The 25814-nt window shown below is 63.4% G+C and carries 20 protein-coding genes and 1 other RNA gene; 10 read left to right on the top strand and 11 right to left on the bottom strand.

Annotated features, from left to right (window positions below; translation table 11 throughout):
* Nucleotides 1–138 precede the first annotated feature (138 nt).
* The 8 genes from ccoG (at nt 139) to PVV54_RS08085 (ending at nt 8490) form a co-directional block, all read left to right on the top strand.
* Nucleotides 139–1554, top strand: coding sequence for a cytochrome c oxidase accessory protein CcoG (gene ccoG / locus PVV54_RS08120; protein WP_274909431.1), 1416 nt, complete (start codon nt 139–141; stop codon nt 1552–1554).
* A 15-nt stretch (nt 1555–1569) separates the two neighbouring features.
* Nucleotides 1570–2097: a FixH family protein gene (locus PVV54_RS08115; protein WP_274910406.1), complete on the top strand. Its 528-nt coding sequence runs from the start codon at nt 1570–1572 to the stop codon at nt 2095–2097.
* A 52-nt stretch (nt 2098–2149) separates the two neighbouring features.
* Nucleotides 2150–4624, top strand: a complete 2475-nt coding sequence (locus PVV54_RS08110) for a heavy metal translocating P-type ATPase (protein ID WP_274909430.1) — start codon at nt 2150–2152, stop codon at nt 4622–4624.
* Nucleotides 4603–4815 (top strand): cbb3-type cytochrome oxidase assembly protein CcoS, encoded by a 213-nt coding sequence (ccoS, locus tag PVV54_RS08105; protein ID WP_274909429.1) that lies wholly within the window; start codon nt 4603–4605, stop codon nt 4813–4815. The genes PVV54_RS08110 and ccoS overlap by 22 nt, the downstream gene beginning before the upstream one ends.
* Nucleotides 4808–5491, top strand: a complete 684-nt coding sequence (locus PVV54_RS08100) for a sulfite exporter TauE/SafE family protein (protein ID WP_274909428.1) — start codon at nt 4808–4810, stop codon at nt 5489–5491. The genes ccoS and PVV54_RS08100 overlap by 8 nt, the downstream gene beginning before the upstream one ends.
* Before the next feature lie 93 nt (nt 5492–5584).
* Nucleotides 5585–6967: an oxygen-independent coproporphyrinogen III oxidase gene (hemN, locus tag PVV54_RS08095; protein WP_274909427.1), complete on the top strand. Its 1383-nt coding sequence runs from the start codon at nt 5585–5587 to the stop codon at nt 6965–6967.
* Between the two features lie 185 nt (nt 6968–7152).
* Entirely contained in the window at nt 7153–7887 is a 735-nt protein-coding gene (gene fnrA / locus PVV54_RS08090; protein WP_274909426.1) for a Crp/Fnr family transcriptional regulator FnrA, read from the top strand.
* Nucleotides 7888–7941: 54 nt separating this feature from the next.
* Nucleotides 7942–8490 (top strand): adenine phosphoribosyltransferase, encoded by a 549-nt coding sequence (locus PVV54_RS08085; RefSeq protein WP_016393740.1) that lies wholly within the window; start codon nt 7942–7944, stop codon nt 8488–8490.
* A 40-nt stretch (nt 8491–8530) separates the two neighbouring features.
* Here the strand turns inward: PVV54_RS08085 and recR are convergent, their stop codons facing one another.
* The 3 genes from recR to PVV54_RS08070 all read right to left on the bottom strand — a co-directional run bounded on the left by recR (nt 8531) and on the right by PVV54_RS08070 (nt 12017).
* A complete protein-coding gene (gene recR / locus PVV54_RS08080) occupies nt 8531–9133 on the bottom strand; it encodes a recombination mediator RecR (protein ID WP_274909425.1) in 603 nt (200 codons plus the stop codon).
* An 88-nt stretch (nt 9134–9221) separates the two neighbouring features.
* The gene (locus PVV54_RS08075) at nt 9222–10529 is read right to left on the bottom strand and encodes an OprD family porin (protein WP_274909424.1); all 1308 of its coding nucleotides are present in this window, start codon (nt 10527–10529) and stop codon (nt 9222–9224) included.
* 159 nt (nt 10530–10688) lie between these two features.
* Nucleotides 10689–12017, bottom strand: coding sequence for an MFS transporter (locus PVV54_RS08070; RefSeq protein WP_274909423.1), 1329 nt, complete (start codon nt 12015–12017; stop codon nt 10689–10691).
* A 362-nt stretch (nt 12018–12379) separates the two neighbouring features.
* Between PVV54_RS08070 and proC the strand changes: the two genes are divergently transcribed.
* Nucleotides 12380–13171 carry a pyrroline-5-carboxylate reductase gene (gene proC, locus PVV54_RS08065; protein WP_274909422.1) on the top strand — a complete coding sequence of 264 codons (792 nt, stop codon included), beginning with the start codon at nt 12380–12382 and terminating at the stop codon, nt 13169–13171.
* A gap of 42 nt (nt 13172–13213) precedes the next feature.
* Here proC and PVV54_RS08060 read toward each other — a convergent pair whose 3' ends face one another.
* Together PVV54_RS08060 and dnaX are read right to left on the bottom strand one after the other, a co-directional pair.
* Nucleotides 13214–13549, bottom strand: a complete 336-nt coding sequence (locus PVV54_RS08060; RefSeq protein WP_274909421.1) for a YbaB/EbfC family nucleoid-associated protein — start codon at nt 13547–13549, stop codon at nt 13214–13216.
* 63 nt (nt 13550–13612) lie between these two features.
* A complete protein-coding gene (dnaX, locus tag PVV54_RS08055; protein WP_274909420.1) occupies nt 13613–15622 on the bottom strand; it encodes a DNA polymerase III subunit gamma/tau in 2010 nt (669 codons plus the stop codon).
* Nucleotides 15623–15745: 123 nt separating this feature from the next.
* On the opposite strand from dnaX, the gene PVV54_RS08050 reads away from it, so the two are divergent.
* Entirely contained in the window at nt 15746–16501 is a 756-nt protein-coding gene (locus PVV54_RS08050; protein ID WP_274909419.1) for a substrate-binding periplasmic protein, read from the top strand.
* An 8-nt stretch (nt 16502–16509) separates the two neighbouring features.
* Here the strand turns inward: PVV54_RS08050 and PVV54_RS08045 are convergent, their stop codons facing one another.
* From PVV54_RS08045 to PVV54_RS08020, 6 genes are all read right to left on the bottom strand, one after another.
* On the bottom strand, nt 16510–17577 hold the full coding sequence (locus PVV54_RS08045; protein ID WP_274909418.1) for an EamA family transporter: 1068 nt from the start codon (nt 17575–17577) through the stop codon (nt 16510–16512).
* Nucleotides 17565–17661: signal recognition particle sRNA small type (gene ffs / locus PVV54_RS08040), an RNA gene on the bottom strand. Before ffs ends, PVV54_RS08045 begins: the two co-directional genes overlap by 13 nt.
* Nucleotides 17662–18134: 473 nt before the next feature.
* A complete protein-coding gene (ligA, locus tag PVV54_RS08035; protein ID WP_274909417.1) occupies nt 18135–20465 on the bottom strand; it encodes an NAD-dependent DNA ligase LigA in 2331 nt (776 codons plus the stop codon).
* Nucleotides 20466–20564: 99 nt separating this feature from the next.
* Nucleotides 20565–21449 carry a cell division protein ZipA gene (gene zipA, locus PVV54_RS08030; RefSeq protein ID WP_274909416.1) on the bottom strand — a complete coding sequence of 295 codons (885 nt, stop codon included), beginning with the start codon at nt 21447–21449 and terminating at the stop codon, nt 20565–20567.
* A 203-nt stretch (nt 21450–21652) separates the two neighbouring features.
* The gene (smc, locus tag PVV54_RS08025; RefSeq protein ID WP_274909415.1) at nt 21653–25141 is read right to left on the bottom strand and encodes a chromosome segregation protein SMC; all 3489 of its coding nucleotides are present in this window, start codon (nt 25139–25141) and stop codon (nt 21653–21655) included.
* A 3-nt stretch (nt 25142–25144) separates the two neighbouring features.
* The gene (locus PVV54_RS08020; protein ID WP_274909414.1) at nt 25145–25804 is read right to left on the bottom strand and encodes a GntR family transcriptional regulator; all 660 of its coding nucleotides are present in this window, start codon (nt 25802–25804) and stop codon (nt 25145–25147) included.
* Nucleotides 25805–25814: the final 10 nt, after the last annotated feature.

Genomic DNA, 25814 nt, shown 5'->3' with positions numbered 1-25814 from the left:
CACGACCAACACCCAAAACCCAACGCGACAAAAGGTCGCGCCGCGAACCCAGACTGCCATCACCGGCGTATCATGGATCACAGACTGCGGTTGGCATGCACTGGCCGCGGCGTTTCTCCACTGCCGTGGGACTTGATGATGAGCAAGCAAATTCCGGTACATGACGTTACCCCGCCTGCCAGCAAAGGGAAGGATTCCGTCGACCTCTACGCCTCCCGCGAGAAAATCTACACCCGCGCCTTCACCGGCCTGTTCCGCAGGCTGCGGATGGTGGGCGGGGCCGTGCTGTTTTTGCTGTATTTCGGCACCGTATGGCTGAACTGGGGTGGCCACCAGGCCGTATGGTGGAACCTGCCCGAGCGCAAGTTCTACATCTTCGGCGCCACCATCTGGCCACAGGATTTCATCCTGCTGTCGGGCATCCTCATCGTCGCGGCCTTTGGCCTGTTTTTCGTCACCGTGTACGCCGGCCGCGTGTGGTGCGGCTACACCTGCCCGCAAAGCGTGTGGACGTGGATTTTCATGTGGTGCGAAAAGGTCACCGAAGGCGACCGCAACCAGCGCATGAAGCTCGACCGTGCGCCCATGAGCGGCAACAAGTTCCTGCGCAAGTTCGCCAAGCACGGCCTGTGGCTGCTGATCGGCTTTGTCACCGGCATGACCTTTGTCGGCTATTTTTCGCCGATCCGCGAGCTGGCCATCGAATTCTTCACCGGTGAAGCCGACGGCTGGGCTTACTTCTGGGTCGGCTTCTTCACCCTGGCCACCTACGGCAACGCCGGCTGGCTGCGTGAGCAGGTGTGCGTGTACATGTGCCCGTATGCGCGCTTTCAGAGCGTAATGTTCGACAAGGACACGCTGATCGTCTCCTACGACCCGCGCCGCGGCGAAGTGCGCGGCCCGCGCAAGAAAGACACCGACTACAAAGCCCAGGGCCTGGGCGATTGCATCGACTGCACGATGTGCGTGCAGGTATGCCCCACCGGCATCGACATCCGCGACGGCCTGCAAATCGAATGTATTGGCTGCGCGGCGTGCATCGACGCCTGCGACAGCATCATGGACAAGATGAACTACCCCAAAGGCCTGATCAGCTACACCACCGAGCACAACCTGTCGGGGCAAAAAACCCACATGCTGCGCCCGCGCCTGATCGGCTACGCCGCCGTGTTGCTGGTAATGATCATTGCCCTGGCCACCGCCTTCGCCACCCGCTCGCTGGTCGGCTTCGACGTGAGCAAGGACCGTGTGCTGTACCGTGAAAACGCCCAAGGGCGCATCGAGAACGTATACAGCCTGAAAGTCATGAACAAGGACCAGCGCGATCACGTCTACGTGCTGGACGCCGCCGGCTTGCCTGACCTGCGTCTGGAAGGCCTGCGCGAAATCCGCGTGGCGGCCGGCGACATCGTCAGCCTGCCGGTGCAGTTGTCGGTGGCGCCCGAAAAACTGCCCTCGACCACCAACGAAATCACCTTCATCCTCAAGAGCGCCGACGACAGCGCCGCCGAGGTCCAAGCCAAGAGCCGCTTCATCGGCCCACAGATCCGCTGAGAGAGAATGCCCACAATGCCTGCCGCCACCGCCGCCAGCCCCTGGTACAAGCACCTCTGGCCCTGGATCATCATCGGTATCCTCACCACCTCGGTGTGCCTGAGCCTGACCATGGTCAGCATTGCCGTGCACAACCCGGACAACCTGGTGAACGACAACTACTACGAGGCCGGCAAGGGTATCAACCGCTCACTGGACCGCGAGCTGCTGGCCCAGACCCTGAACCTGAAGGCCAGTGTGCACCTGGACGAACTGACCGGCGAGATCGACCTACGCCTGACCGGGAACAGCGACCCGCAAAGCCTTGAGCTGAACCTGATATCGCCCACCCAGCCGGGCAAGGACCGCAAGGCGACGCTGAACCGGGTCGAGGCCGGGCGGTATGTGGGTCAGCTGGATGACAAGGTTGAGGGGCGGCGTTTTGTTGAACTGCTGGGCAGCCAGGATGGGCAGGTGTGGCGGTTGTTCGAGGAGGAGAAGGTTGCGCATGGGGTAACCTTGCAGCTGGGTGATGAAGCGCTGCAAGGTGCCGAGCATCAGTAATGACGGGGGCGCTTTGCGCCCCAAAAATCCCACAGCAAAAGACTGCCCCGGCATGACCCACCCCTCCCCCTGCTACCACTGCGCCCTGCCCGTCCCACCCGGCAACCGCTTCACTGCCGTGGTCCTCGGCGAACCGCGCCAGTTCTGCTGCCCCGGCTGCCAGGCCGTGGCCGAGTCCATCGTCGCCGGTGGCCTGGAGCACTACTACCAGCACCGCAGCGACAGCAGCGCCAACCCCGAGGCCCTGCCCCGGCCATTGCAGGATGAACTGGCTCTGTACGACCGCAGTGACGTGCAGCAGACCTTCGTGCACCACACCGGCGAAACCGCCGAAGCCACGTTATTGATCGAAGGCATCAGCTGCGCCGCCTGCGGCTGGCTGATCGAAAAGCACCTGCGCAACCTGCCCGGCGTCACTGAAGCCCGCCTGAACCTGTCCAATCACCGTTTGCTGGTGAACTGGCACGACCAGCAACTGCCACTTTCCAGCCTACTGGCCGAGTTGCGCCAGATCGGTTACGCCGCCCACCCCTACCAGCCCGACCAGGCCGCCGAACAACTGGCCCGGGAGAACCGCAGCGCGCTGCGCCGCCTGGGCGTGGCCGGGCTGTTGTGGTTCCAGGCGATGATGGCAACGATGGCCACCTGGCCGGAGTTCAACATCGACCTGTCGCCCGAGATGCACACCATCCTGCGCTGGGTGGCGCTGTTTCTGACCATCCCCATCGTGTTCTACAGCTGCGCGCCGTTCTTCAAGGGCGCGGCACGCGACCTGCGCACCCGCCACCTGACCATGGACGTGTCGGTGTCGCTGGCCATCGCCCTGGCGTTCGGCGCCGGCATCTGGACCGCGATCACTGGCAGCGGCGAGCTGTACTTCGACACCGTGGGCATGTTCGCGCTGTTCTTGCTCACCGGCCGCTACCTGGAGCGCCGCGCCCGCGAGCGCACGGCGGCCGCCACCGCGCAATTGGTCAACCTGCTGCCAGCCTCGTGCCTGCGGCTGGATACCTACGGCCGGGCGGAGCGTATTTTGCTGGGCGAACTGCAGTGCGGCGACACCGTGCAGGTGCTGCCCGGCGCGGTGATTCCGGCGGACGGGCGCATTGTCGAAGGCCGCTCCAGCGTCGACGAATCGCTGCTGACCGGCGAATACCTGCCCCAGGCTCGCCAGGTTGGTGAGCAGGTCACGGGGGGCACGCTGAATGTAGAAAGCACGCTGAACGTCGAGGTCGAGGCACTGGGGCAGGATTCGCGTCTGTCAGCCATCGTGCGCTTGCTGGAGCGCGCGCAAACCGAAAAGCCGCGCCTGGCGGAAATCGCCGACCGTGCCTCGCAGTGGTTTTTGCTGTTCTCGCTGCTGGCCGCCGTGGCCATCGGCCTGTGGTGGTGGCACCTGGACCCGGCACGCGCCTTCTGGATCGTGCTGGCCATGCTGGTGGCAACCTGCCCCTGCGCGCTGTCGCTGGCCACGCCCACGGCGCTTACGGCCGCCACCGGCACCCTGCACAAGCTGGGCCTGCTGGTCACCCGCGGCCATGTGCTGGAAGGCCTGAACCAGATCGACACGGTGATCTTCGACAAAACCGGCACCCTCACCGAAGGCCGCCTTACCCTGCGCAATATCCACCCGCTCGGCAGCTTGCCCGCAGACCGTTGCCTGGCCTTGGCCGCCGCGCTGGAAAACCGCTCCGAACACCCCATCGCCCGGGCATTCGGCCGCACCGCGACGCCCGCCGACGAGGTGCAGACCGTGCCCGGGCTCGGCCTTGAAGGCCTGGTCGAAGGCCAGCGCCTGCGCATTGGCCAGGCCACGTTCGTCTGCGCCCTGAGCGGCGCCGAAATACCCGCTGTGCCGGAGCCACGCGGCCAATGGCTGCTGCTGGGCGACCGCCACGGCCCGCTGGCCTGGTTCAGCCTGGACGACCGCCTGCGCGACGACGCCTGCGCCCTGCTGGCAGCCTGCCAGGCGCGCGGCTGGCGTACCCTGCTGCTGTCGGGCGACAGTTCGCCGATGGTCGCCGAAGTAGCCGCGCAGCTGGGCATCGACCAAGCCATCGGCGGCCTGCGCCCCGACGACAAGCTGGACAGGCTCAAAGCCCTGCAGCACGCCGGCCGCAAGGTGCTGATGCTGGGCGACGGGGTCAACGATGTGCCGGTGCTGGCCGCCGCCGACATCAGCATCGCCATGGGCAGCGCCACGGACCTTGCCAAGACCAGTGCCGATGCCGTACTGCTGTCCAACCGCCTGCAGGCACTGGTGCAGGCCTTCGATCTGGCCCGGCGTACGCGGCGCATCATCGTCGAGAACCTGTGCTGGGCAACGCTGTACAATGGCCTCATGTTGCCGTTCGCCGCGCTGGGCTGGATCACACCGGTCTGGGCGGCCATCGGCATGTCGGTCAGTTCGCTGATCGTGGTGCTCAACGCCTTGCGGCTCACCCGCCTGCCCGCCGTCAGCGCGGTAGCCACCAACGCCCAGGCCCCGCTGCAGAGGAAGTCGCCATGCCCGCCCTCTATGTCATGATCCCCGCCGCGCTGCTGCTGGTTGGCGTGGCCATCTACATCTTCTTCTGGGCAGTGGACAGCGGCCAGTACGACGACCTTGAAGGCCCGGCGCACAGCATCCTGTTCGACGACCAGGACCCTCGCCACCAGGCCGCCGTGAAGCACGACGAACAACCTGCCGATCAAAAGGAACCTCCAACCGGTGCCTGACCTGCTCCCCCTTTTAGGCTCTGCGCTGGTCCTCGGCCTGCTCGGCGGCGGCCATTGTCTGGGCATGTGCGGTGGCCTGATGGGCGCGCTGACCCTCGCCATCCCACCGGAGCAGCGTGGCCGACGCGCCCGCCTGTTGCTGGCCTACAACCTTGGCCGCATCCTCAGCTACGCCAGCGCTGGCCTGCTGCTGGGGCTGGCCGGCTGGGCCGTGGCCAGCAGCCCGGCCGCCCAGGTGCTGCGGGTGATCGCAGCACTTTTGCTGATTGCCATGGGCTTGTACCTGGCCGGCTGGTGGAGCGGTTTGACCCGCATCGAGGCGCTGGGCCGAGGGTTGTGGAAGCATATCCAGCCGGTGGCATCACGGTTGTTGCCGGTGTCCAGCCTGCCACGGGCCTTGTTGCTGGGTGCGTTGTGGGGCTGGTTGCCTTGCGGGCTGGTGTACAGCACCTTGCTGTGGGCCGCGAGCCAAGGCAATGCAGGGTACAGCGCCGCGCTGATGCTGGCGTTCGGGCTGGGCACCTGGCCGGTGCTGCTGGCCACCGGGCTGGCGGCGGAGCGGGTGAATGCGCTGTTGCGCCGGCGCAGCGTGCGCGTGGCGGGCGGGGTGCTGGTGATGGTGTTTGGCATGTGGACCCTGCCAGGGCCGCACCAGCATTGGTTGATGGGGCATTGAGCCCGGCGCGGACGCGCCTTGATACAAATCAACACACCCACTTACAACCGCCCTTAGACTCCGGAAACTACCGCACATCCGGGGACCGCCCACATGCTCGACGACCTACGTTGGGATGCCGACCTGATCCGTCGTTACGATCTGGCCGGCCCGCGCTACACCTCCTACCCGACCGCCGTGCAACTGCACAGCGAGGTGGGCTCGTTCGACCTGCTGCATGCCCTGCGCGAAAGCCGCCGGGCCGTGCGCCCGCTGTCGCTGTACGTGCACGTGCCGTTCTGCGCCAACATCTGCTACTACTGCGCCTGCAACAAGGTCATCACCAAGGACCGTGGCCGCGCCGCGCCCTACCTGCAGCGGCTGGAGCAGGAAATCCAGCTGATCGCCTGCCACCTGGACCCTAAACAGCGGGTCGAACAGCTGCATTTTGGCGGCGGCACGCCCACTTTCCTCAGCCACGTTGAACTGCGCCAGCTGATGGCCACTTTGCGCCAGCACTTCAACCTGCTGGATGACGATTCCGGTGACTATGGTATCGAAATCGACCCCCGCGAGGCCGACTGGTCGACCATGGGCCTGCTGCGCGAACTGGGCTTCAACCGCGTCAGCCTGGGCGTGCAAGACCTCGACCCCGCCGTGCAACGCGCCGTCAACCGCCTGCAGAGCCTGGAGCAAACCCGCACCCTGATCGAGGCCGCCCGCACCCTGCAGTTCCGCTCGGTGAACCTGGACCTGATCTACGGGCTGCCGAGGCAAACACCGGAAGGCTTCGCCCGCACCGTCGACGAAGTGATCCGCCTGCAGCCCGACCGGCTGTCGGTGTTCAACTACGCCCACCTGCCCGAGCGCTTCATGCCCCAGCGGCGCATCGACAGCAACGACCTGCCGACCCCGGCCGCCAAGCTGGAGATGCTGCATGCCACCATCGAACAACTGACCACCGCCGGCTACCGCTACATCGGCATGGACCACTTCGCCCTGCCCGACGACGAACTGGCCATCGCCCAGGAAGAAGGCACCCTGCAGCGCAACTTCCAGGGCTACACCACCCACGGCCACTGTGACCTGATCGGCCTGGGCGTATCGGCCATCAGCCAGATCGGCGACCTGTACTGTCAGAACAGCAGCGACCTCAACACCTACCAGGACACCCTCGCCACCGCCCAGCTGGCAACCCAGCGCGGCTTGCTGTGCAACCACGATGACCGCGTGCGCCGCGCGGTCATCCAGCAACTGATCTGCCACTTCGAACTGGACTACGCGCTCATCGAAGAGGCTTTCACCATCGACTTTCGCGGCTACTTCAACGACCTCTGGCCAGCGCTGCAAACCCTGCAGCGCGATGGCCTGATCAGCCTCGACGACCAGGGCATTCGCATCCAGCCCGCCGGCCGCCTGCTGGCCCGTTCGGTGTGCATGGTGTTCGACGCGTACCTGGCCACACACAATCATCAGCGTTTTTCACGGGTAATCTGACCCAAGAGTCGAATAACCGCATGGACAATCCGGCTATACAGGCACACTATGGGCAGCAACAGCCCCCCGGCGCACACCCGCCGGGGCTTTGCCAGCCCCGCACCACCCTAGCGCACACTGGCCTACACCCTGAGGCGTGAGTTACCCTTACGACCTATGTGTGCTTTTCACAAGGATCGATTCAAATGTCCGAGCCAGTCAAACTGCGCCCCCACAGCCAGGCCCATTGCAAGGATTGCAGCCTGGCCCCCCTGTGCCTGCCGCTTTCGCTCAACCTGGAAGACATGGATGCACTGGATGACATCGTCAAACGCGGCCGCCCGCTGAAAAAGGGCGAGTTCCTGTTCCGCCAGGGTGACAATTTCGGCTCGGTCTATGCGGTACGCTCCGGCGCCCTGAAAACGTTCAGCCTGAGCGACGCTGGCGAAGAACAGATCACCGGCTTCCACCTGCCCAGCGAGCTGGTTGGCCTGTCGGGCATGGACACCGAAGCCTACCCGGTGTCGGCCCAGGCGCAGGAAACCACCTCGGTGTGTGAAATCCCCTTTGATCGCCTGGACGAACTGTCGGTGCAACTGCCGCAGTTGCGCCGCCAACTGATGCGGGTGATGAGCCGGGAAATCCGCGACGACCAGCAAATGATGCTGCTGTTGTCGAAAAAAACCGCCGACGAACGCATCGCCACCTTCCTGGTCAACCTGTCGGCCCGTTTCCGCGCCCGCGGTTACTCGGCCAACCAGTTCCGCCTGAGCATGTCACGCAACGAAATCGGCAACTACCTGGGCCTGGCGGTGGAAACCGTGTCGCGCGTGTTCACGCGCTTCCAGCAGAACGGCCTGATCCGCGCCGAAGGCAAAGAAGTGCACATTCTCGACCCGATCCAGCTCTGCGCGCTGGCCGGTGGTGCAATGGAGGCCTGAGGCGCGGCTAACAAGGTATACTTGCGCATTCGTTTTCCCAGGATACCTGCAACAATGCACAGCGACGCCTTCGACCTCAAAGCCCTGATCCGCCCGGTTGTGGACTTCCCCAAGCCGGGCGTGATCTTCCGCGACATTACCCCGCTGTTCCAGTCGCCACGCGGGCTGCGCTATGTCGCCGACCAGTTCATCGAGCGCTACGTCGAGGCCGAGTTCAGCCACATCGGCGCCATGGATGCGCGGGGTTTTCTGATCGGTTCGATCATCGCCCACCAGCTGAACAAGCCGCTGATCCTGTTCCGCAAGCAGGGCAAGCTGCCGGCTGACGTGCTGTCGGAGGGTTACCAGACCGAGTACGGCGAGGCTTTTCTGGAGGTGCATGCCGACAGCCTGTGTGAAGGTGACTCGGTACTGATTTTCGATGATTTGATTGCTACCGGGGGTACGTTGCTGGCAGCGGCCAACCTGGTGCGTCGTACCGGTGCCGAGGTGTTCGAGGCGGCAGCGATCATCGACCTGCCGGAGCTGGACGGTTCGCGTCGGCTGCAGGCGGCCGGGGTGCCGACCTTCTGCCTGACCGAGTTTTCGTTGAGCGAGTACTGAGTATTGGGCGCGCAGCGGCGCTCGATCAATGCCGCAGCCTCTACAACGAAATCGGCTTACGCCCCGCAAACGCATGGGCCAGCGTCCCGCCATCCACCAACTCCAGCTCCCCGCCCAGCGGCACGCCATGGGCAATCCGCGACGCCACCAAGCCCTTCTCCGCCAGCAACTGCGCGATGTAATGCGCCGTCGCCTCACCCTCCACCGTCGGGTTGGTCGCCAGAATCACCTCGGTAAAGCTGCCCTGCTCCTCGATCCGTGCCATCAACTGCGGCACACCAATCGCATCAGGCCCCAGGCCGTCCAGCGGCGACAGGTGGCCTTTGAGCACGAAGTAACGGCCGCGGTAGCCGGTCTGCTCAACCGCATACACATCCATCGGCCCCTCCACCACACACAACTGGGTGTCGTCGCGGCGAGTGTCTGCGCACTGCGGGCACAGCTCCTGTTCGGTCAGCGTGCGGCACTGGCGGCAATGGCCAACGCCTTCCATTGCCTGGCTCAAGGCCTGGGCCAGGCGCACGCCCCCACTACGGTCGCGCTCAAGCAGCTGCAGGGCCATGCGCTGGGCGGTTTTCTGGCCGACACCTGGCAGGGTGCGCAGGGCGTCGATCAGTTGGCGAATGAGGGGGCTGAAGCTCATGGGGAAGGCCTGACAAATCAATGAGAGGCGGTTTATACCGGCGCGGGCGGGCACCGTCAAATGCCCTGCCCACGTCGATACCTTAGCCTTACCAGATCGGTAGCGAATAACTTACCGTCAGACGGTTATGGTCGGCATCACCCCCCACCTCACTGCGCAGCATCGAGTTGCGCCAGGCAACGCCGAGGTTCTTCAGCGGGCCGGCCTGGATCACGTAGCTCAGCACCAGGTCGCGCTCCCACTCCTTGGCATCCGACGCCCCGGCCCGCTTGATCTGGTCACCTTTGAGGTACGCCAGGTTGAGGTTCAGGCCCGGCACGCCCAAGGCGGCAAAATCGTACACGTACTGGCCCAGCACCGTACGCTCACCGGCATAGTTGAAGCTGGCGGTGAGGCGGTCGGTGATCAGGTACAGGCTGGTGCCCCCTGCGCCTTCGCCGGGCAGGCTGCCCTGATTGAGCTGGACGAAGTTACTGCCATCGGACACTTCCTGGTAACCCAGGCTGAACGCATGGCCGCCCAGGCCATAGGTGAACATGGCGCTCCAGGTGTTGTTGTCGATTTCGCCATCGCCCCCACGGGTATAGCCGGAGGTGCGGTAGCCGGCCTTGCCGTCGGCATTGGCACCGTCAGAGCCTGTGTGGAAGTAACGCAGGTCGGTTTTGAACACCTGCCCCGGCGCCAACGGCAGGGTATGCAACGCCCCCACGAAGTGCTGTTTGTAGTAGTCCTCAAGGTTGGCGTAGTAGTACTGCAGGGTGAGGTCCTTGATGCCCTTGTAGTCACCGCCGGCAAACAGGAATTTGTTGCTCTGCTCCAACCCGCCGGCAACCGCCATGCCAGTAAAGTTGCTCGACATGCGCCCCACCACATGCTCGATCTGCCCGGCCGTCAGGGTCAGGCCGTCGATGTCGTTGGAGGTGATGATGCCGCCTTCGAACAATTGCGGCAGCAGGCGCGCATCGTTGCTGGTCAGAATCGGCAGTTTGGGCTGCAGGATGCCGTAGCGTGCCTCGGTTTTCAAAAACCTGAGCTTGCCGGTCAGCCCGCCCCGGCTGAATTCGTCTGCAGCCTCGGCACGCCCTTTACTGTCGGTGTCTTCGGGGAACACCGACCCCTGCCCCGGCGCATCGAGTTTGACGCCAAGCGTGGCGATGGCATCGACGCCGACGCCCAGCGTGCCCGGCGTATAACCGGACTGCACGTTGAGCACGAACGCCTGGCCCCATTCGCGCACGCTCTCTTTGTCGACATCCCGGTAGTCGTGGTTGTAGTAGAAGTTGCGCAGGTCGAGCCGTGCCGAGCTGTCTTCGATAAACCCGGCGGCATTCGCAAGGCCAGGCTGAGTTGCCAGCGCGGTGCTCCCCACAGCCATCGCCAGTAACGTCTTCTTCATTGCGGTCGTCTCCCAAGTGTTGCTGTTTTATGGTTATTGCACTGGAATTGCGGACGAACGCTCCCTCAGGCGAGGCTTGAGCCACCTGGACGGAGCAAGCATTACGAAGGGTGTTGCAAAGACTGGCCGGGGCCTGCGGCAGGCCCCGGCCGATTCAACTCAAGAAGATTTGACGGCGCCGCGAACAGGCTGCTGGTCGTCGTCACGCTTGTTACTGCGCACGGCCAGCACGGCCACCAGCGAGATCAGCACGGTACCCAGCAGGTACAGCGCCACCGGTTGCCAGCTGCCCTCATAGCGGCTGAGCAGGAAGGTGGCGATCAGCGGCGCGGTACCGCCTGCCAACGCAGCACCCAGCTGGTAACCCAGGGTGATGCCGGTGTAGCGCACACGGGTAGAGAAGATTTCCGAACTCATGGTGCCCAACACGGCGGTCACCGGCGCCCACAGCACGCCGAAGGCGATCACCGTGGCCACCATCAGGCCCCAGGTGGTGCGGGTGTCGAGCAGTTTGAAGTACGGCACGATGAACGCGGCAATCAACAGGATGCCGGCGATGTACACCGCCTTGCGCCCGACTTTGTCCGACAGCCATCCCATTACTGGGATCATCAGCGAAGCGACGGCCGCGCCGATCATTACCGCGGTCAGGGTGGTGACCTTTTCGTAGCCCAGCGTGGTCACCGCGTAGCTGACCACGAACGTGGAGAAGATGTAGAACGGCGCCGTCTCCACGACTTTGAGGCCTGCTGCGATCAGCACTTCGCGCCAGTGATCGCGCAGGGTTTCCACCAGCGGCATCTTGGAGACGTTGCCGGTTTCCTTGGCTTTCTTGAAATCTGGCGTTTCGTCCAGGCCGTGGCGGATCCACAGGCCGAGGAACACCAGCCCGGCGCTCAGCACGAACGGCACGCGCCAGCCCCAGCTCAGGAACTGGTCCTCCGGCAACATGGCCATCAGGCTCACGGCCATGGTTGCCAGCAGCATGCCCACCGTCACGCCCACTTGCGGCACGCTGCCGAACAGGCCTTTGCGTTTGGCTGGGGCATATTCGTAGGCCAGCAGCAGGGCGCCGCCCCACTCACCACCAATGCCCAGGCCCTGCACCACCCGCAAGGAGATCAGCAGGATCGGAGCCCAGACGCCGATGTGCTCGTACGTGGGCAAGCAACCGATCAGTACGGTGGCGCCCCCCATCAGCGACAAGGTGATAACCAGGGTTTTCTTGCGGCCGATGCGGTCACCGATGTGGGCGAACAGCACGCCTCCGATGGGCCGCACGAAAAAGGTCAGGGAAAACGACAGGTAGGCCAGCAACAGGCCGACCACCGGGTCGAAGTTGGGGAAAAACAGTTTGTTGAATACCAATGCGGCGGCGGTGCCGTAGAGGAAGTAGTCGAACCATTCGATGGAGCTGCCGGTAAGGCTGGCGACCAAGGCTCGGCCACGCCCCTGGGTTGCAGAGGGGGTTGCACTGGACGGCGTCATTCGAGTCTCCGTTTTTTTGATGTTATGTCGGCGAGCACTGCGTGAAGAGGCGCAAAAGAGCAACCGGGTTGCACCGTTGCCCGGCGATCTTATTCAAACTTTAAAAAAAGGTGCAACCCAGGTTAAACGATTAACCCTTGATTATTTTGTCACAAGCGTGGAAATGCTCTGTTTTGATTCACCTGTGTAGCGAAAACACCTTGCATCACCAAAACAGTGCACGCATGACTGGAAAGTCACAGAATTACCAATGGGTATCTTTTTCATAGGTGACGTTACAAGTTGCACCGGGTTGCACCTTTTACAGAAATCGCCTTACTCTAAAAAACGACAAAACAACAAACACATTTGGAGGGCGTTTGATGGACGTGCTGTTTATCGGTTACGGGCGTATGGGTGGTGCGCTGGGTGATGCGTGGCTCAAGAGCGCGCTGGTGAACAACCTGACCGTGGTAGACCCAGGGCTGCCAGCCGATCCGCGTGCAGGTGTATTCAGCCAACTGGCCGATGTGCCACGTGAGCAGGCCTTCCAGCTGATCGTGCTGGCCGTGAAACCGGCGTATGCCAGCAGCGCCCTGGCCGGGCTCAGCGACCGTCAGTGCAACCAGGCCACCGTAATATCGGTGGCGGCGGGCATTACCGAACACACGTTGAGTGAGGCTGTGGGGCGACGCTGCCCGGTAGTGCGTGCCATGCCCAATACTCCGGTACTGGTAGGCGCCGGTTGCACCGGGCTGTATGCGCACGGGCAACTGGATGCGGCGCGCAAGGCAGCCATCAGCCAATTGTTCGAGGCCGTAGGTGCGGCATATTGGGTTGAAGAAGAAGCCATGCTGGATGCCGTTACAGCCATTAGCGGCAGTGGGCCGGCGTATTACCATTTGTTCAGCGAAGCGTTGGCGCAGGCGGGAGTCAAACTTGGGTTGAATGCAGAACTGGCAAAAAACCTGGCGGCGCAAACAGCATTTGGGGCGGCGTCTTTACAACATCAACCGCATGCCGATTTCACCGAATTGCGAGTGGCGGTTACTTCGCCGAATGGCACTACAGCGGCGGCGATTGAGGTGTTTGAACAGCAGGGTAAGTTGCGGGAGTTGGTGGGTGAAGCAACGGGAGCTGCGTATCGCCGGTCGGTAGAGTTGTCCCAGGGGTAATAAAGCGCCGCTTTGCGGCGCCAATCTACAGGCAAAAATACCTTAGAAAGGCATCTTGAAGCCCGGCGGCAGTTGCATGCCGGCGGTCATGCCGCCCATTTTCTCCTGACTGCTCTGCTCGACCTTGCGCACTGCATCGTTAAGGGCAGCCGCGATCAGGTCTTCCAGTACTTCCTTGTCGTCCGCGTCGGTCGACATCAGGCTTTGGTCGATGCTGACGCGCTTGACGTCGTGGCGACCGGTCATCACCACGCTCACCAGGCCGCCACCGGACTGGCCGGTGACTTCGGCGTTGGCCAGCTCTTCCTGCATCTTTTGCATCTTTTCCTGCATCTGCTGGGCCTGCTTCATCAGGCCGGCCATGCCACCTTTCATCATGGGGTATACCTCGATTGGGTCATGTGATGCGGCCCGGCGCGCGGCCGGCCGCATGGTTATCCGTTATTGCCCCTGGTTGGCCAGGGCCTCTACAGGCTCAATAGTATCCTGCCGCACCGTGGCACCGAACAGTTTGATCATCTGCTGGATCAACGGGTCCTGCTCGATCGAAGCCACGGCATCCTGCTGGCGCTCGGCACGCTTGCGCGCTGCGGCCTGGGCCGGGGTTTCCTGCTCGGGGCGGATCAGCTCGATGCGCAGGTTAAGCGTGCGCCCCAGATGCTGGTTCAGCGCCTCGTTCAGGCGGCGTTGCTGGGTGCTGTTGAACAGCGCGCCCTGGCCCGGGTCCAGGTGCAGCAGCCAATCGTCACCGTCTGCGCTTATCAGCGTACAGTTTGCGGCGATGTTGCCTGTCATCCCCGACACTGGCAACTGCGGGAATAATTCCAGCCATTGCAAAGCCAGGCCGGTGGCGGGCTTGCTGGCCGGGAGCGGCTCGGGGGTGGCGGCAGGTGCTTCTTCCTGGATGTGCTCGGCAAGCTCATCCAGGTAGCTGAAGCCGACCGGGTCGCTGTCGCCAGCATAATAGTCGTCGTCGATCGGCGGTTCGTCGTCACGCTCCATGCCTGCCGGGGCGTAGGCGGACGGGTCGAAGGGCGGTTCGTCGTGAACAGGCTGGGCCGGGGCAGCGACCGGCGCAGGCGCGGCCACAACCGGCGCGGGAGCGGGTGCGGGTGCCGGCGCGGCAGGCTCTTCCCACGGCAGGTCGATGACCTCCTCCACCGCAACCGGTTCTGGTTTGGCGGCAACTGGCTCTGGAGCGGCAACGGGCTCCGGCTCGGGCTCGGCAACGGCAGGTGCTGGCGCTTCGACGGGCGGTGCCACGGGCGGCAGCACAACGGCTGGCGCTGCCACCGGTTTGGCCGGATCAGCTGTGGCCTGGCTGATCCCCACTGGCTTTAGCACTGGTTTGGGCGCATCGTCAGCGTCGGCAGGCCGGAACGCGAGCATGCGCAACAGGACCATTTCAAAGCCACCTCGCGGGTCCGGCGCCAGTGGCAGGTCGCGGCGGCCGATCAGGCCCATCTGGTAATAAAACTGCACATCTTCGGCAGGCAACGCCGACGCCAGTGCCAGCACCCGCTCGCGATCCCCCTGACCATTGTCCACCGCTTCGGGCAGAGCCTGGGCAATGGCTACACGGTGCAGCACGTTAAGCATTTCGGCCAGCACGCCACTCCAGTCCGGCCCTTGTTCGGCGAGGTTACGCACTGCCTCAAGCAGTGCCCGCGCATCGCCCTCCAGCAACGCCTGCAACACACCGTAAACCTGGCCGTGATCGAGGCTGCCGAGCATGGCACGCACGTCGGCGGCCAGTACCTTGCCCTCACCAAAAGCAATGGCCTGGTCAGTCAGGCTCATGGCGTCGCGCATCGAACCGTCCGCCGCACGGCCGAGCAGCCACAGGGCATCCGGCTCGAACGGCACGTTTTCGGCGGTGAGCACGTGGCTCAGGTGCTCGACCACCCGCTCCGGGCTCATGTTCTTCAGCGAGAACTGCAGGCAACGCGACAGGATGGTGGCCGGCAGTTTTTGCGGGTCGGTGGTGGCGAGGATGAACTTGACGTAGGGCGGCGGCTCTTCAAGCGTCTTGAGCAAGGCGTTGAACGAGTGGGTGGACAACATGTGCACTTCGTCGATCAGGTAGACCTTGAAGCGCCCGCGGCTGGGGGCGTACTGCACGTTGTCGAGCAGTTCGCGGGTGTCTTCGACCTTGGTGCGGCTGGCGGCGTCGATTTCGATCAGGTCGACGAAGCGGCCCTCATCGATCTCCCGGCACACCGAACAGGTGCCGCACGGCGTCGAGGTGATGCCCGTCTCGCAGTTGAGGCATTTGGCGATGATCCGCGCAATGGTAGTCTTGCCCACGCCGCGCGTACCGGTGAACAGGTAGGCGTGGTGCAGGCGCTGGTTGTCCAGGGCATTGATCAAGGCTTTGAGCACATGGGCCTGGCCGACCATTTCGCGGAACGAGCGCGGACGCCATTTACGTGCAAGAACCTGATAACTCATCGAAAAACCATCGCAGCCTGATCGAGCGGAAGATCGCTAATGCTAGCGGAGCGGGGGCAAAATTGCACCCTGCGCAGCTCGTCTAAGCTAAGCAACGGGCGTGCTGTTCATGGAGGATGTGCCTTGCGAAGACTGCTGGCCCTGCTGTTGCTCTGGAGCACCTTCAGCCTGGCGGAGCAGCCGGTGCTGCGGTTTTCCGTGGCCGAGAGCTGGAGCATGCCACTGGTGCGGGTCGAAAACGGCCAGCCGGTTGAGGGTTTGCTGTTTGACCTGATGCAGGCCATCGCCCGCGAAACCGGCGCCCGGCCCGAGTATCACGTGCTGGCCCGCCTGCGGTTGCAGCAGGCAATGAATGACGGCGACATCGACGTGCGCTGTTATGTGAGCACCCTGTGGTTCAATGACCGGCCGGGGGATTTTGTATGGAGCATTCCGCTGTTCCATCAACGCGATGTGTTGGTCGGGCGCCCGGGTGAAAGCACCACGGTACGGCCCGAGCAGTTGCCGCCACAAGCCATCGGCACTGTGCTGGGGTACACCTACCCCACGCTGGACCCGCTGTTCGCACATGGGCAATTGACCCGGGAAGACAGCCGCAGCCAGCAGCTGGCCCTGCAGAAACTGCAAATCGGCCGTTACCGGCACGCGGTCAGCAATGAGCTGTCCCTGCAGTATTTCAACCAAGGCCTGCCTGCCGGGCAGCACCTTCAGGCGCTGGCGGTGCTGGAAGAGCAGGCGCTGGGGTGCATGGTGCGCAATGACCCGGCGATACCGACGCAGGGAGTGTTGCGGGCGCTGGTGCGGATGAAGGAGGCTGGGGAGATCGAGCGGATTACCCAGCGGTATGGGGCTGCGGTTTATTCTGGGGGGCCGCCTTGAGATCTTTGTCACCAGTGAGATCGAGCGCCCCCACGCGGCAACCTGCGCCTGCCGAGAAGCGCCTGCAAGCTCCCAGCATTCAGAAACACAACGATCCCCAGCAATATGAAGCCAATGGCCAACGCCTGTTGCCCACTCAACCGCTCCCCAAACATCACAGCCGAAGCGATCAACCCCGAAACCGGCACCATCAACGAAAGCGGCGCAATTTGCACGGCAGCGTATTTCTTCATCAGGCAGTTCCAGCACCAGTACCCCAGAATGGTCGTGACATAGCTCTGGAACAACACCGAGAACACCGCCTTGCCGGTCAAACCATCAGCGAGACCAGCAAATGGCATCAAGCCTTTTTCAGCCACCATCAGCAGTAGGATCGCCGGCACCGAGAACACGCTGGACCAGATCACGAATGCCATCATGTCCGCCGGCTTGCTTACCTTCACCAACACATTGCAGCAGGCCCAGCCCAGCGCCGCGAGCATCACCAGCGCGATACCGATAACCGTGGAAGCCTGCCCGCCACCCAGCAAAATCAACAACAAGCCAATCACCGCAAACAGCATCCCGCCTGTGTGAAACGCGCTGATTTTCTCACCCAGAAATGCGCTGCTCAGCAGGATGGTGAAAAACGCGCTGAACTGAAGCAGCACCGACGACATGCCCGGCGACAATCCATGATGAATTGCAAAGTTGAGGCCCCAGCCAAGCCCTACGCCGAACAGCACGCCATATGCCGCCAGCACGCTCCAGCTCACCCCCTGCGGGCGCTTGACGAAAAACACCAGGGGCAGCGCGCAGAAGACGAAGCGCAACAGCGTGAGCATGTGCGGGTCCAGGGTTTCCAGGCCAAGCTCAATGACCGAGAAATTGCAGCCCCAGACAATGGTTACCAGCAAACCAATGGCCAAATCCGTCTTACCCAGTTTCATGCCTGATCTCCATCTCAAGGATGGCGGCAATTTAGGGGTTGCGCTGCGCCAAGGATGCAGGGGGATGCGGGATGAGGTGTAGGAGAAGGGAATAACGCGGAGGCCCGATTTTTCGACCCCGGAAATGGAGGCGGCCCCACCAGCCACACCCCGGCACTCGATGTTCCCGCTATGGCTGCTCCCTTCCGGGCCTGACCAGGTTAACGGGTAATCAATGCGGGGGGACCGATGGGGCCACCACTACGCGGCTCGCCAAGTGACGAGCCGCGCCATTGTACCGGTCTGGGGCGAAGTTACAACCTCTTGGGCTAGAAAAAGTCATCATTTCTCAATGACTTGTTGGTCTGTCGCGGCCTCGCCGGGACGCCGGACCGGTCGGAAAGGGCCGCAGAGCGGCCCCGGTGATTTTAGTGTTGGCGCTGAAACCCTGAGGCTGCTGCGCAGCCTTTTCGCGACACAAGGCCGCTCCCACAGGGATTGCGCGCACCTTGAGGTAAGCACTGAACCTGTAGGAGCGGATTTATCCGCGAACACCGGCAAAGCCGGTGCCATCCACCGCGTCGTCTGCTTCGCGGCTAAAGCCGCTCCTACAGGGATTGCGCGCCCCTTGAGGTAAGCACTGGACCTGTAGGAGCGGATTTATCCGCGAATAGGCCGGCACAATCAGCACAAGACAGTTGCCCCCACAGGTTCGTGAGAGCGGTTCAAAGGGCGATGCCGTGGCCGGCCATGAAGGCCACGAAGGCGTCTTCGTCCAGCACCTTCACGCCCAGCTCGCTGGCCTTGGCCAGCTTGGAGCCGGCACCCGGGCCGGCCACCACGCAATGGGTTTTGCCGGAGACAGAGCCGGCCACCTTGGCGCCCAGGCTTTCCAGCTTCTCTTTGGCAACGTCGCGGCTCATGCGCTCCAGGGTGCCGGTCAGCACCCAGGTCTGCCCCGCCAGCGGCAAGCCTTCGGCAACCTTCTTCTCGCTACTCCAGTGCATGCCGAACGCCAGCAACTGGGCCTCGATGGCCCGGGCGAGCTGCTGGTTGGCCTCGTCCTTGAAGAACTCGCGCACAGCTTCAGCCTGCTTCGCTGCCAGCGCCTGGCGCAGGTCGATGCCGTCTGCCGCAATGATCTTGTCCAGGCTGTCGAGCTTGGCCACCAGTTTTTCCGCACCCGTCGGGCCGACCGAGGCGATGTCGAGCTTGGCAATCATCCCGGCCAGGGTGGTGCTGGCGGCAAACTCGGCAGCCAACTCGCCTTCATCCTGCAACTGCATGCCGCACGCCAGCAGTTGCTCGATCACCTTGCGGTTGTGCTCGTCTTCAAAGAAGTTGTGGATCTCGTAGGCCACTTCCAGCCCGATGTCGGGCAAGTAGGTCAGCACTTGCGGCAACGCTTGCTGCACGCGCTCAAGGCTACCCAACGACCGGGCCAGGACCTTGGCGGTTTCTTCACCTACGTCCGGGATACCCAGTGCATAGATGAAGCGCGCCAGGCTCGGGCGCTTGCTGGCTTCGATGGCGTCCAGCAACTTCTTGCTGGACACTTCGGCAAAGCCTTCCAGCCCGACAATCTGGTCGAACTGCAGCTTGTAGAGGTCTGCCGGCGAACCGATCAGGCCCTCGTCCACCAACTGCTCCACGCTTTTCTCACCCAGGCCGTCGATGTCCATGGCCCGGCGGGACACGTAGTGGATGATGGCCTGCTTGAGCTGGGCGCCACAGGCCAGGCGGCCGACACAGCGGTACACCGCACCCTCGCTGGTGGTTTCCTTGCCCTTGCTGCGCTTGACCAACTGGGTACGCTCGACCTGCGAGCCGCACACCGGGCACTCGCTGGGCACTTGCACCGGGCGCGCATCGTCGGGGCGGCGCTCCAACACCACCTGCATTACCTGCGGAATCACGTCACCGGCGCGGCGGATGATCACCGTGTCGCCAATACGCAGGCCCAGGCGGGCGATTTCGTCCATGTTGTGCAGGGTGGCATTGGAGACAGTCACGCCGGCCACCTTGACGGGCTTCAGGCGCGCCACCGGGGTAACCGCGCCGGTACGGCCCACCTGGAACTCGACGTCCAGCACTTCGGTGAGCTCTTCCATGGCCGGAAACTTGTGGGCAATGGCCCAACGCGGCTCACGGGCGCGGAAGCCAAGCTCACGCTGGGCGGCCAGGCTGTTGACCTTGAACACCACGCCGTCGATTTCATACGGCAGGCTGTTGCGGCGCTCGCCAATGTCGCGGTAATAGGCGAGGCACTCTTCGATGCCAGCGGCGTGGCGCAATTCGCGGCTGATCGGCAGCCCCCATTGCTTGAGCTGTTCAAGAATGCCGATGTGGCTCTCGCCGATGCTGGCGGAAACTTGCCCTACGCCATAGCAGCAGAATTCCAACGGCCGGCTGGCGGTAATCTTCGAATCCAGTTGGCGGAGGCTGCCGGCAGCGGCGTTGCGCGGGTTGGCGAAGGTTTTGCCGCCAGCCTCGGCTTGCGCGGCGTTGAGGCGGTCGAAACCGGCCTTGCTCATGTACACCTCACCGCGTACCTCGAGCACCTCGGGCCAGCCCTCGCCCTGAAGCTTCAGCGGGATGTTGCGCACGGTGCGCACGTTGGCGCTGATGTCTTCGCCGGTGGTGCCATCGCCGCGGGTGGCACCCTGCACCAACTGGCCATCACGGTACAGCAGGCTAACCGCCAGGCCGTCGAGCTTGGGTTCGCAACTGAAGTCGACCGCGCCCGGTTGGTCGAGGCCTTCTACCACACGGCGGCCGAATTCACGCAAGTCGGTTTCTTCGAAGGCGTTGCCGAGGCTCAACATGGGCACTTCGTGGCGCACCTGGCTGAAGGCGGCCAGGGCTGCACCGCCCACACGCTGGGTGGGCGAGTCAGGGGTGACGAGGTGCGGGTTTTCGGCCTCCAGCGCTTTGAGTTCATTGAACAGGCGGTCGTATTCGGCGTCGGGCACGCTGGGCTCGTCGAGCACGTAGTAGCGGTAGTTGTGCTGGTCGAGCTCGGTGCGAAGGGCGTGGATTCGGGTTTCGGCGGTCATTGTTCAGGTTCTCTTGCAAAGCAAAAGAGCAGCCATTGGCTGCTCTTGCGCTTGAAACAGGGTGGGCAGCACCGAAGCGCGGCCGCCCACGCGGACACATCAGCGCTTCTGGGTCAGCGCACGGCGCTCGAACTCAACGATGCGTTGGCGGTAATGCTCGATGGTCTGCGCCGTCAGCACGCTGCGCTGGTCATCTTTAAGCTCGCCATCCAGTTCATGGGCAAGCTTGCGTGCGGCTGCCACCATCACGTCGAAGGCCTGCTTCGGATGACGCGGGCCAGGCAGGCCCAGGAAGAAGCTCACCGCACGGGTGCTGAAGTGGTCGATGTCGTCCAGGTCGAAAATACCGGGCTTGACCGCGTTGGCCATGGAGAACAGTACTTCGCCGTGGCCAGCCATGCTTTCGTGGCGGTGGAAAATGTCCATCTCGCCAAAACGCAGGCCGCTTTCCAGGATGTTCTGCAGCAGTGCCGGGCCCTTGAAGCCACCTTCGTCACGGGAGATGACGCTGATCACCAGCACCTCTTCAACCGGGGGCAGCTCTTTGGCGGCGTTGCCGCTCGCGGCAAAGCCACTGTTGCGGTTGTTGTCGGCGGCAAAGTCGTCTTCGGCGTCGGCGAACAAGTCCGGCTCACGCGGCTCGGCGGCCAGGTTCAGGTCGCCCTGCTGCTGTGCTTCAGCGGCGCGCTTGCCACGCTTGGCAGCCTTGGCCGGCTTGGGTTCGCGCTCGCGCTCACGCGCCGGGGCACTGACCGAAGGCAAGTCGCTTTCGTCCAGCTCCGGTTCCTTCTGGTTATCCAGCACCCGCGACGGGCCGAGCACTTCAGCGTTGCCCTCCTCGTCCGGCAGGTTGGCGTAACTGCGATCCAGACGGAACTTCAACTTTCCTTTTCCGCCGCGCATGCGGCGCCAGCCGTCGAAAAGAATACCGGCGATGACAATGATGCCGATGACGATCAGCCACTCGCGCAGACCGATTTCCATGTAATCCCGTGCCTCTATAAAAATATGCTTGAAAACAAAGGCTTCAAAGCCCTTTAACACGTGGCGCCAACTCTATGTTCTGACAGGCGTTTTACCCACGCAAAAAACGAGTGACATTAAGCTAGCACGACCAAAGACAACTTTACACCGTCTGTCGCACATGGCGTGGGCATTTCCTACACATTACGCCCAAAGTTCGCGCATCAAGCGTCCACCATCGCCATGGCCTCCTCCACATCCACCGCCACCAGGCGGGAGCAACCGCGCTCGTGCATGGTCACCCCCATCAATTGATCCGCCATCTCCATGGCAATCTTGTTATGGGTGATGTAGATGAACTGCACCGTCTCGCTCATTTCCTTCACCAGGCGGGCGTAACGCCCGACGTTGGCATCGTCCAGCGGCGCGTCGACCTCGTCGAGCATGCAGAACGGTGCGGGGTTCAGCTTGAAAATGGCAAACACCAGCGCCAATGCGGTCAGTGCCTTTTCGCCGCCGGACAGCAGATGGATGGTGCTGTTCTTCTTGCCCGGCGGTCGCGCCATGATCGTTACCCCTGTATCGAGTAGATCTTCGCCCGTCAGTTCCAGATACGCGCTGCCACCGCCGAAAACTTTTGGGAAAAGTGCCTGTAATCCGGCATTTATCTGATCAAAGGTATCCTTGAAGCGGTTACGGGTTTCTTTGTCGATCTTGCGGATGACGTTTTCCAGGGTCTCCAGCGCCTCGACCAGGTCGGCGTTCTGAGCGTCCAGGTAGCGCTTGCGCTCGGACTGCTGCTCGTACTCTTCGATGGCTGCCAGGTTGATGGCGCCCAGCCGTTGAATGCGTGCATCCATCTGCTCCAGCGCTTGCTCGGTACCCTGCTCGCTGGCCTCGGGCTCAAGCGTGGCAAGTACGCCCTGCAAATCGTAGCCGTCTGCCAGCAATTGCTCCTGCAGGGTTTTGCGGCGCACATCCAGGCCCTGGCATTCCAGGCGCAGCTGCTCCAGTTGCCCGCGCAGCATCTGAGCCTGCTGTTCGGCCTGGGTTCGGCGCTTTTCGGCGGCGCGCAGTTCGCGGTCGGCCTCGTCCATGTGCAGGCGGGCCTGGCGCATTTCTTCGTCTACGCTCATGCGCCGTTCCAGCAGCTCTTCCAGCTTCAGGCGCAGCTCTTCCAGTGGCGCTTCGCCTTCTTCCAGGTTGAGGCTGAGTTGTTCCTGGCGCTCGTTCAGGCGGGCAGCCTGTTGCTCCAGACGTTCCAGGGCCTGGTGCGTCGAATCATGCTGGGCGCGCAGCGAACCCAGGCGCACGGCCAGCTGGTGGGCGTGGTCCTTGTGCTGGCGGGCCTCCTGGCGGATGCGGTCGAGGCCTTCGCGCAGGGTGTCGCGGCGGGCCATCAGCTGTTCACGCTGCTCGGTGTCCTGGGCCATCAGGTCCAGGGCTTCCTGCAGCACCAGGCGCGCCTCACCCAACTGTTCGTGCTCCAGGGCGCGTTGCTCCTGAAGCTCGGCCAACTCTTCCTGCAGGCGGCGACGGCGCAGTTCGACCTGCTCGGCACGGGCACGGCCGGCCGACAAGCTGGCTTTCAGCTCGCCGTGCTGGCGGTTTTCTTCTTGCGTGCGGCGGCGCAGTTGTTCGCGCTGCTCTTCAAGGCCTAGCTGCTGCTCACGCTGGCCCTGCAGTTGCTGCTCCACTTGTTCCAGTGCAGCCTGCTGCTCAAACTGCTCAAGCCCCAGCCGTTCGATTTCCTGGCCACGGGCCAGCACCCCACCCTGAGCCTCGCCGCCACGGCTGACACGCAGAAAGTGCCGCCCTACCCAATAGCCGTCACGGCTGACCAGGCTTTGCCCATCCGCGAGCGATGCGCGCTGGGCCAGCGCCTGGGCCAGGTCTTCTACCGGCGTGACCTGGCCAAGCCAAGGCGCCAGGTCGGTTGCGCATTCCACCTTGTCCAGCAGGCTTCCCACGTGGCGCGTGCCCTCAGGCCCACCCAGCAACAAGCGCAGTTCGCCCTGCTCCAGCGCGGCGAACTGAAGACTGGCAAAATCATCGACCAGCACGGCTTGCAGATCAGCACCGAGCACGGTTTCTACCGCCAGCTCCCAGCCCGGCTCAACACGCAGCCCTTCGGCCAGGCGCGGGCGCTGTTCCAGGCCCTGCCCACGCAACCAGTCCGCAGCCCCGGCACCGGGCTCGAGGGCTGCCTGCTGAAGTGCCTCCAGCGATGCCAACCGGCCACCCAAACGCTGCAAATCGCCCTGCAATTGCTGCTGTGACTGGGTAGCCTGCTGCAACTGGTCGCGAACGCTCTCCAGCTGCTCGACCACCTGCTCTTCGTCAAGCTGCAAGCCTTCCAGTTGCATTTCGCTGGCGGCCAACTGCTCGGCCAGCTCCAGCATCGCGGCATCCTGTGGGTCGGCCACCAGCTGCTCACTTTCCTCACCCAGCTTGCGCTGGCGTTCAGCCAGCCGCTCAAGGCTGGTTTCAAGCTGCTGCAACCGCGCCTGCTGCACTTCGGCCTGGCGCCGCGGCTCAGCTGATCGGGTGTTGAAGCTGTCCCACTGCTCCTGCCAGCCGTGCATGCCCAGTTCGGCTTCTTCAAGGGTGGCCGCGGCTTCTTCAGCCGCAGCCAGGGTCATTTCCTGCTCGGGCTCAAGCATGGCCAGCTCTTCGCCCAGCGTGGCCAACAGGGTGCGGTCGTGCCCCAAGTGCGATTCGGTTTCCAGCCGGGTGCGCTCGGCTTCCTTCAGGTCATCCTGTAACTGGCGCAGCCGTTGCTGACCGTGCTGGATGCTCTGCTCCACCCGGGCGATATCGCCCGCCACGGAATAGAACCGGCCCTGAACCAGGTTGAACCGTTCCGACAGTTCGTGGTGGCCATCGCGCAGGCGCTCGATACTGGCATCGGCATTGCGCTGTTCGGCCACCAACGCTTCATGGGCAACATCCTGATCGCCAATCACCGCCTCGCGCTGGCGCACGCGCTCGTCCAGCTCCCGCCAGCGCAAGGCCGACAGGCGGGCCTTGAGCTGGCGCTCCTCAGCCTTGTACTCGCGGTACTTCTCTGCTGCCTGGGCCTGGCGGTGCAGGCGCTCCAACTGGCGCTCAAGCTCTTCGCGCAGGTCGGTCAGGCGTGCCAGGTTCTCCTGGGTGCGGCGGATGCGGTTTTCGGTTTCGCGGCGGCGCTCCTTGTACTTGGAGATGCCGGCCGCCTCTTCGATGAAGTTGCGCAGCTCTTCGGGCTTGGCCTCGATCAGCTTGGAGATCATGCCCTGCTCGATGATCGAATAGCTGCGCGGCCCAAGGCCGGTGCCAAGGAAGATGTCGGTAATGTCACGGCGCCTGCATTTGGTACCGTTGAGGTAATAGGTGTTTTGCGCGTCGCGGGTGACCTTGCGGCGGATGGAAATTTCCGCGTAGGCCGCGTATTCGCCGACCAGGGTGGTTTCGCTGTTGTCGAACACCAGCTCGATACTGGCCTGGCTCACCGGCTTGCGGCTGCTGGAGCCATTGAAGATGACGTCGGTCATCGACTCGCCGCGCAAGTTTTTTGCCGAGCTTTCGCCCATCACCCAACGCACCGCGTCGATGATGTTGGACTTGCCGCAACCGTTGGGGCCGACCACGGCCGCCATGTTGCTGGGGAAGTTGACCGTGGTCGGGTCGACGAACGACTTGAACCCGGCCAGGCGAATGCACTTCAGGCGCATCGGTCAGGCCCTGGCCAGCGCCGCCAGTACCAGTTCGCAGCTGCGCTGGCAGTAGGCGGTGAGCACCTCGCGGATGCGCGGCAGGTCGCGGGCGACCACAGCGTCGAGCAGGCGGGCGAACAGTTCGAGGTAGTCGCTCATGTTGGCCTGGCGCTGGTCCAGGGCCAGGTAATAGGCGCGGCTCATGGCCGGCTGCAGGTTTTCCACGGTTTCCTGCAGGTACGGGTTGTCGGCGAACGGGTAGGCAGCACGCATCACGGCAAAGCTTTCGCCGACGAACGCCTTGATGTCCTGGCCATCACTGGCATGGCGCAGGCGCTGCTGGATGTCCAGAAACGGGCGCAGGTCGATTTCGAGGCGCCATTTTTGCGCAACCGCGTTGCCCAGCAGGATGTAGAACTCCCCCATCAGGGCGCACAGGCTGCGTACGCTGTGCTCGTCCAGTTCGGTGACATGGGCGCCACGTCGCGGCAGGATCGCGATCAGGTGGCGACGTTCGAGAATCAGCAGCGCCTCGCGCACCGAGCCGCGGCTTACATTCAGCGCCTGGGTGACCTTCTGCTCCTGAATGCGCTCGCCCGGCGCAAGTTCGCCGCGGATGATGCGCTCTGCCAGATAGTCGGCAATCTGCTCGGAGAGGCTGTCCGGCGCCTTGAACGTCATGGTTTTCCTT

It is taken from the genome of Pseudomonas sp. PSKL.D1, assembly GCF_028898945.1.
Classification (GTDB): Bacteria; Pseudomonadota; Gammaproteobacteria; order Pseudomonadales; family Pseudomonadaceae; genus Aquipseudomonas.
Note: the sequence above shows the minus strand (reverse complement) of the source record. Positions and strands in the feature narration are given on the sequence as shown.

Coding starts and splice junctions, on each gene's coding strand:
- hemN (WP_274909427.1), top strand. CDS start 5,585: ATGCTCGACGACCTACGTTGGGATGCCGACCTGATCCGTCGTTACGAT.
- zipA (WP_274909416.1), bottom strand. CDS start 21,449: ATGGAAATCGGTCTGCGCGAGTGGCTGATCGTCATCGGCATCATTGTC.
- fnrA (WP_274909426.1), top strand. CDS start 7,153: ATGTCCGAGCCAGTCAAACTGCGCCCCCACAGCCAGGCCCATTGCAAG.
- smc (WP_274909415.1), bottom strand. CDS start 25,141: ATGCGCCTGAAGTGCATTCGCCTGGCCGGGTTCAAGTCGTTCGTCGAC.
- ccoS (WP_274909429.1), top strand. CDS start 4,603: ATGCCCGCCCTCTATGTCATGATCCCCGCCGCGCTGCTGCTGGTTGGC.
- PVV54_RS08070 (WP_274909423.1), bottom strand. CDS start 12,017: ATGACGCCGTCCAGTGCAACCCCCTCTGCAACCCAGGGGCGTGGCCGA.
- ligA (WP_274909417.1), bottom strand. CDS start 20,465: ATGACCGCCGAAACCCGAATCCACGCCCTTCGCACCGAGCTCGACCAG.
- ccoG (WP_274909431.1), top strand. CDS start 139: ATGAGCAAGCAAATTCCGGTACATGACGTTACCCCGCCTGCCAGCAAA.
- dnaX (WP_274909420.1), bottom strand. CDS start 15,622: ATGAGTTATCAGGTTCTTGCACGTAAATGGCGTCCGCGCTCGTTCCGC.
- PVV54_RS08060 (WP_274909421.1), bottom strand. CDS start 13,549: ATGATGAAAGGTGGCATGGCCGGCCTGATGAAGCAGGCCCAGCAGATG.
- PVV54_RS08075 (WP_274909424.1), bottom strand. CDS start 10,529: ATGAAGAAGACGTTACTGGCGATGGCTGTGGGGAGCACCGCGCTGGCA.
- PVV54_RS08085 (WP_016393740.1), top strand. CDS start 7,942: ATGCACAGCGACGCCTTCGACCTCAAAGCCCTGATCCGCCCGGTTGTG.
- proC (WP_274909422.1), top strand. CDS start 12,380: ATGGACGTGCTGTTTATCGGTTACGGGCGTATGGGTGGTGCGCTGGGT.
- recR (WP_274909425.1), bottom strand. CDS start 9,133: ATGAGCTTCAGCCCCCTCATTCGCCAACTGATCGACGCCCTGCGCACC.
- PVV54_RS08115 (WP_274910406.1), top strand. CDS start 1,570: ATGCCTGCCGCCACCGCCGCCAGCCCCTGGTACAAGCACCTCTGGCCC.
- PVV54_RS08020 (WP_274909414.1), bottom strand. CDS start 25,804: ATGACGTTCAAGGCGCCGGACAGCCTCTCCGAGCAGATTGCCGACTAT.
- PVV54_RS08110 (WP_274909430.1), top strand. CDS start 2,150: ATGACCCACCCCTCCCCCTGCTACCACTGCGCCCTGCCCGTCCCACCC.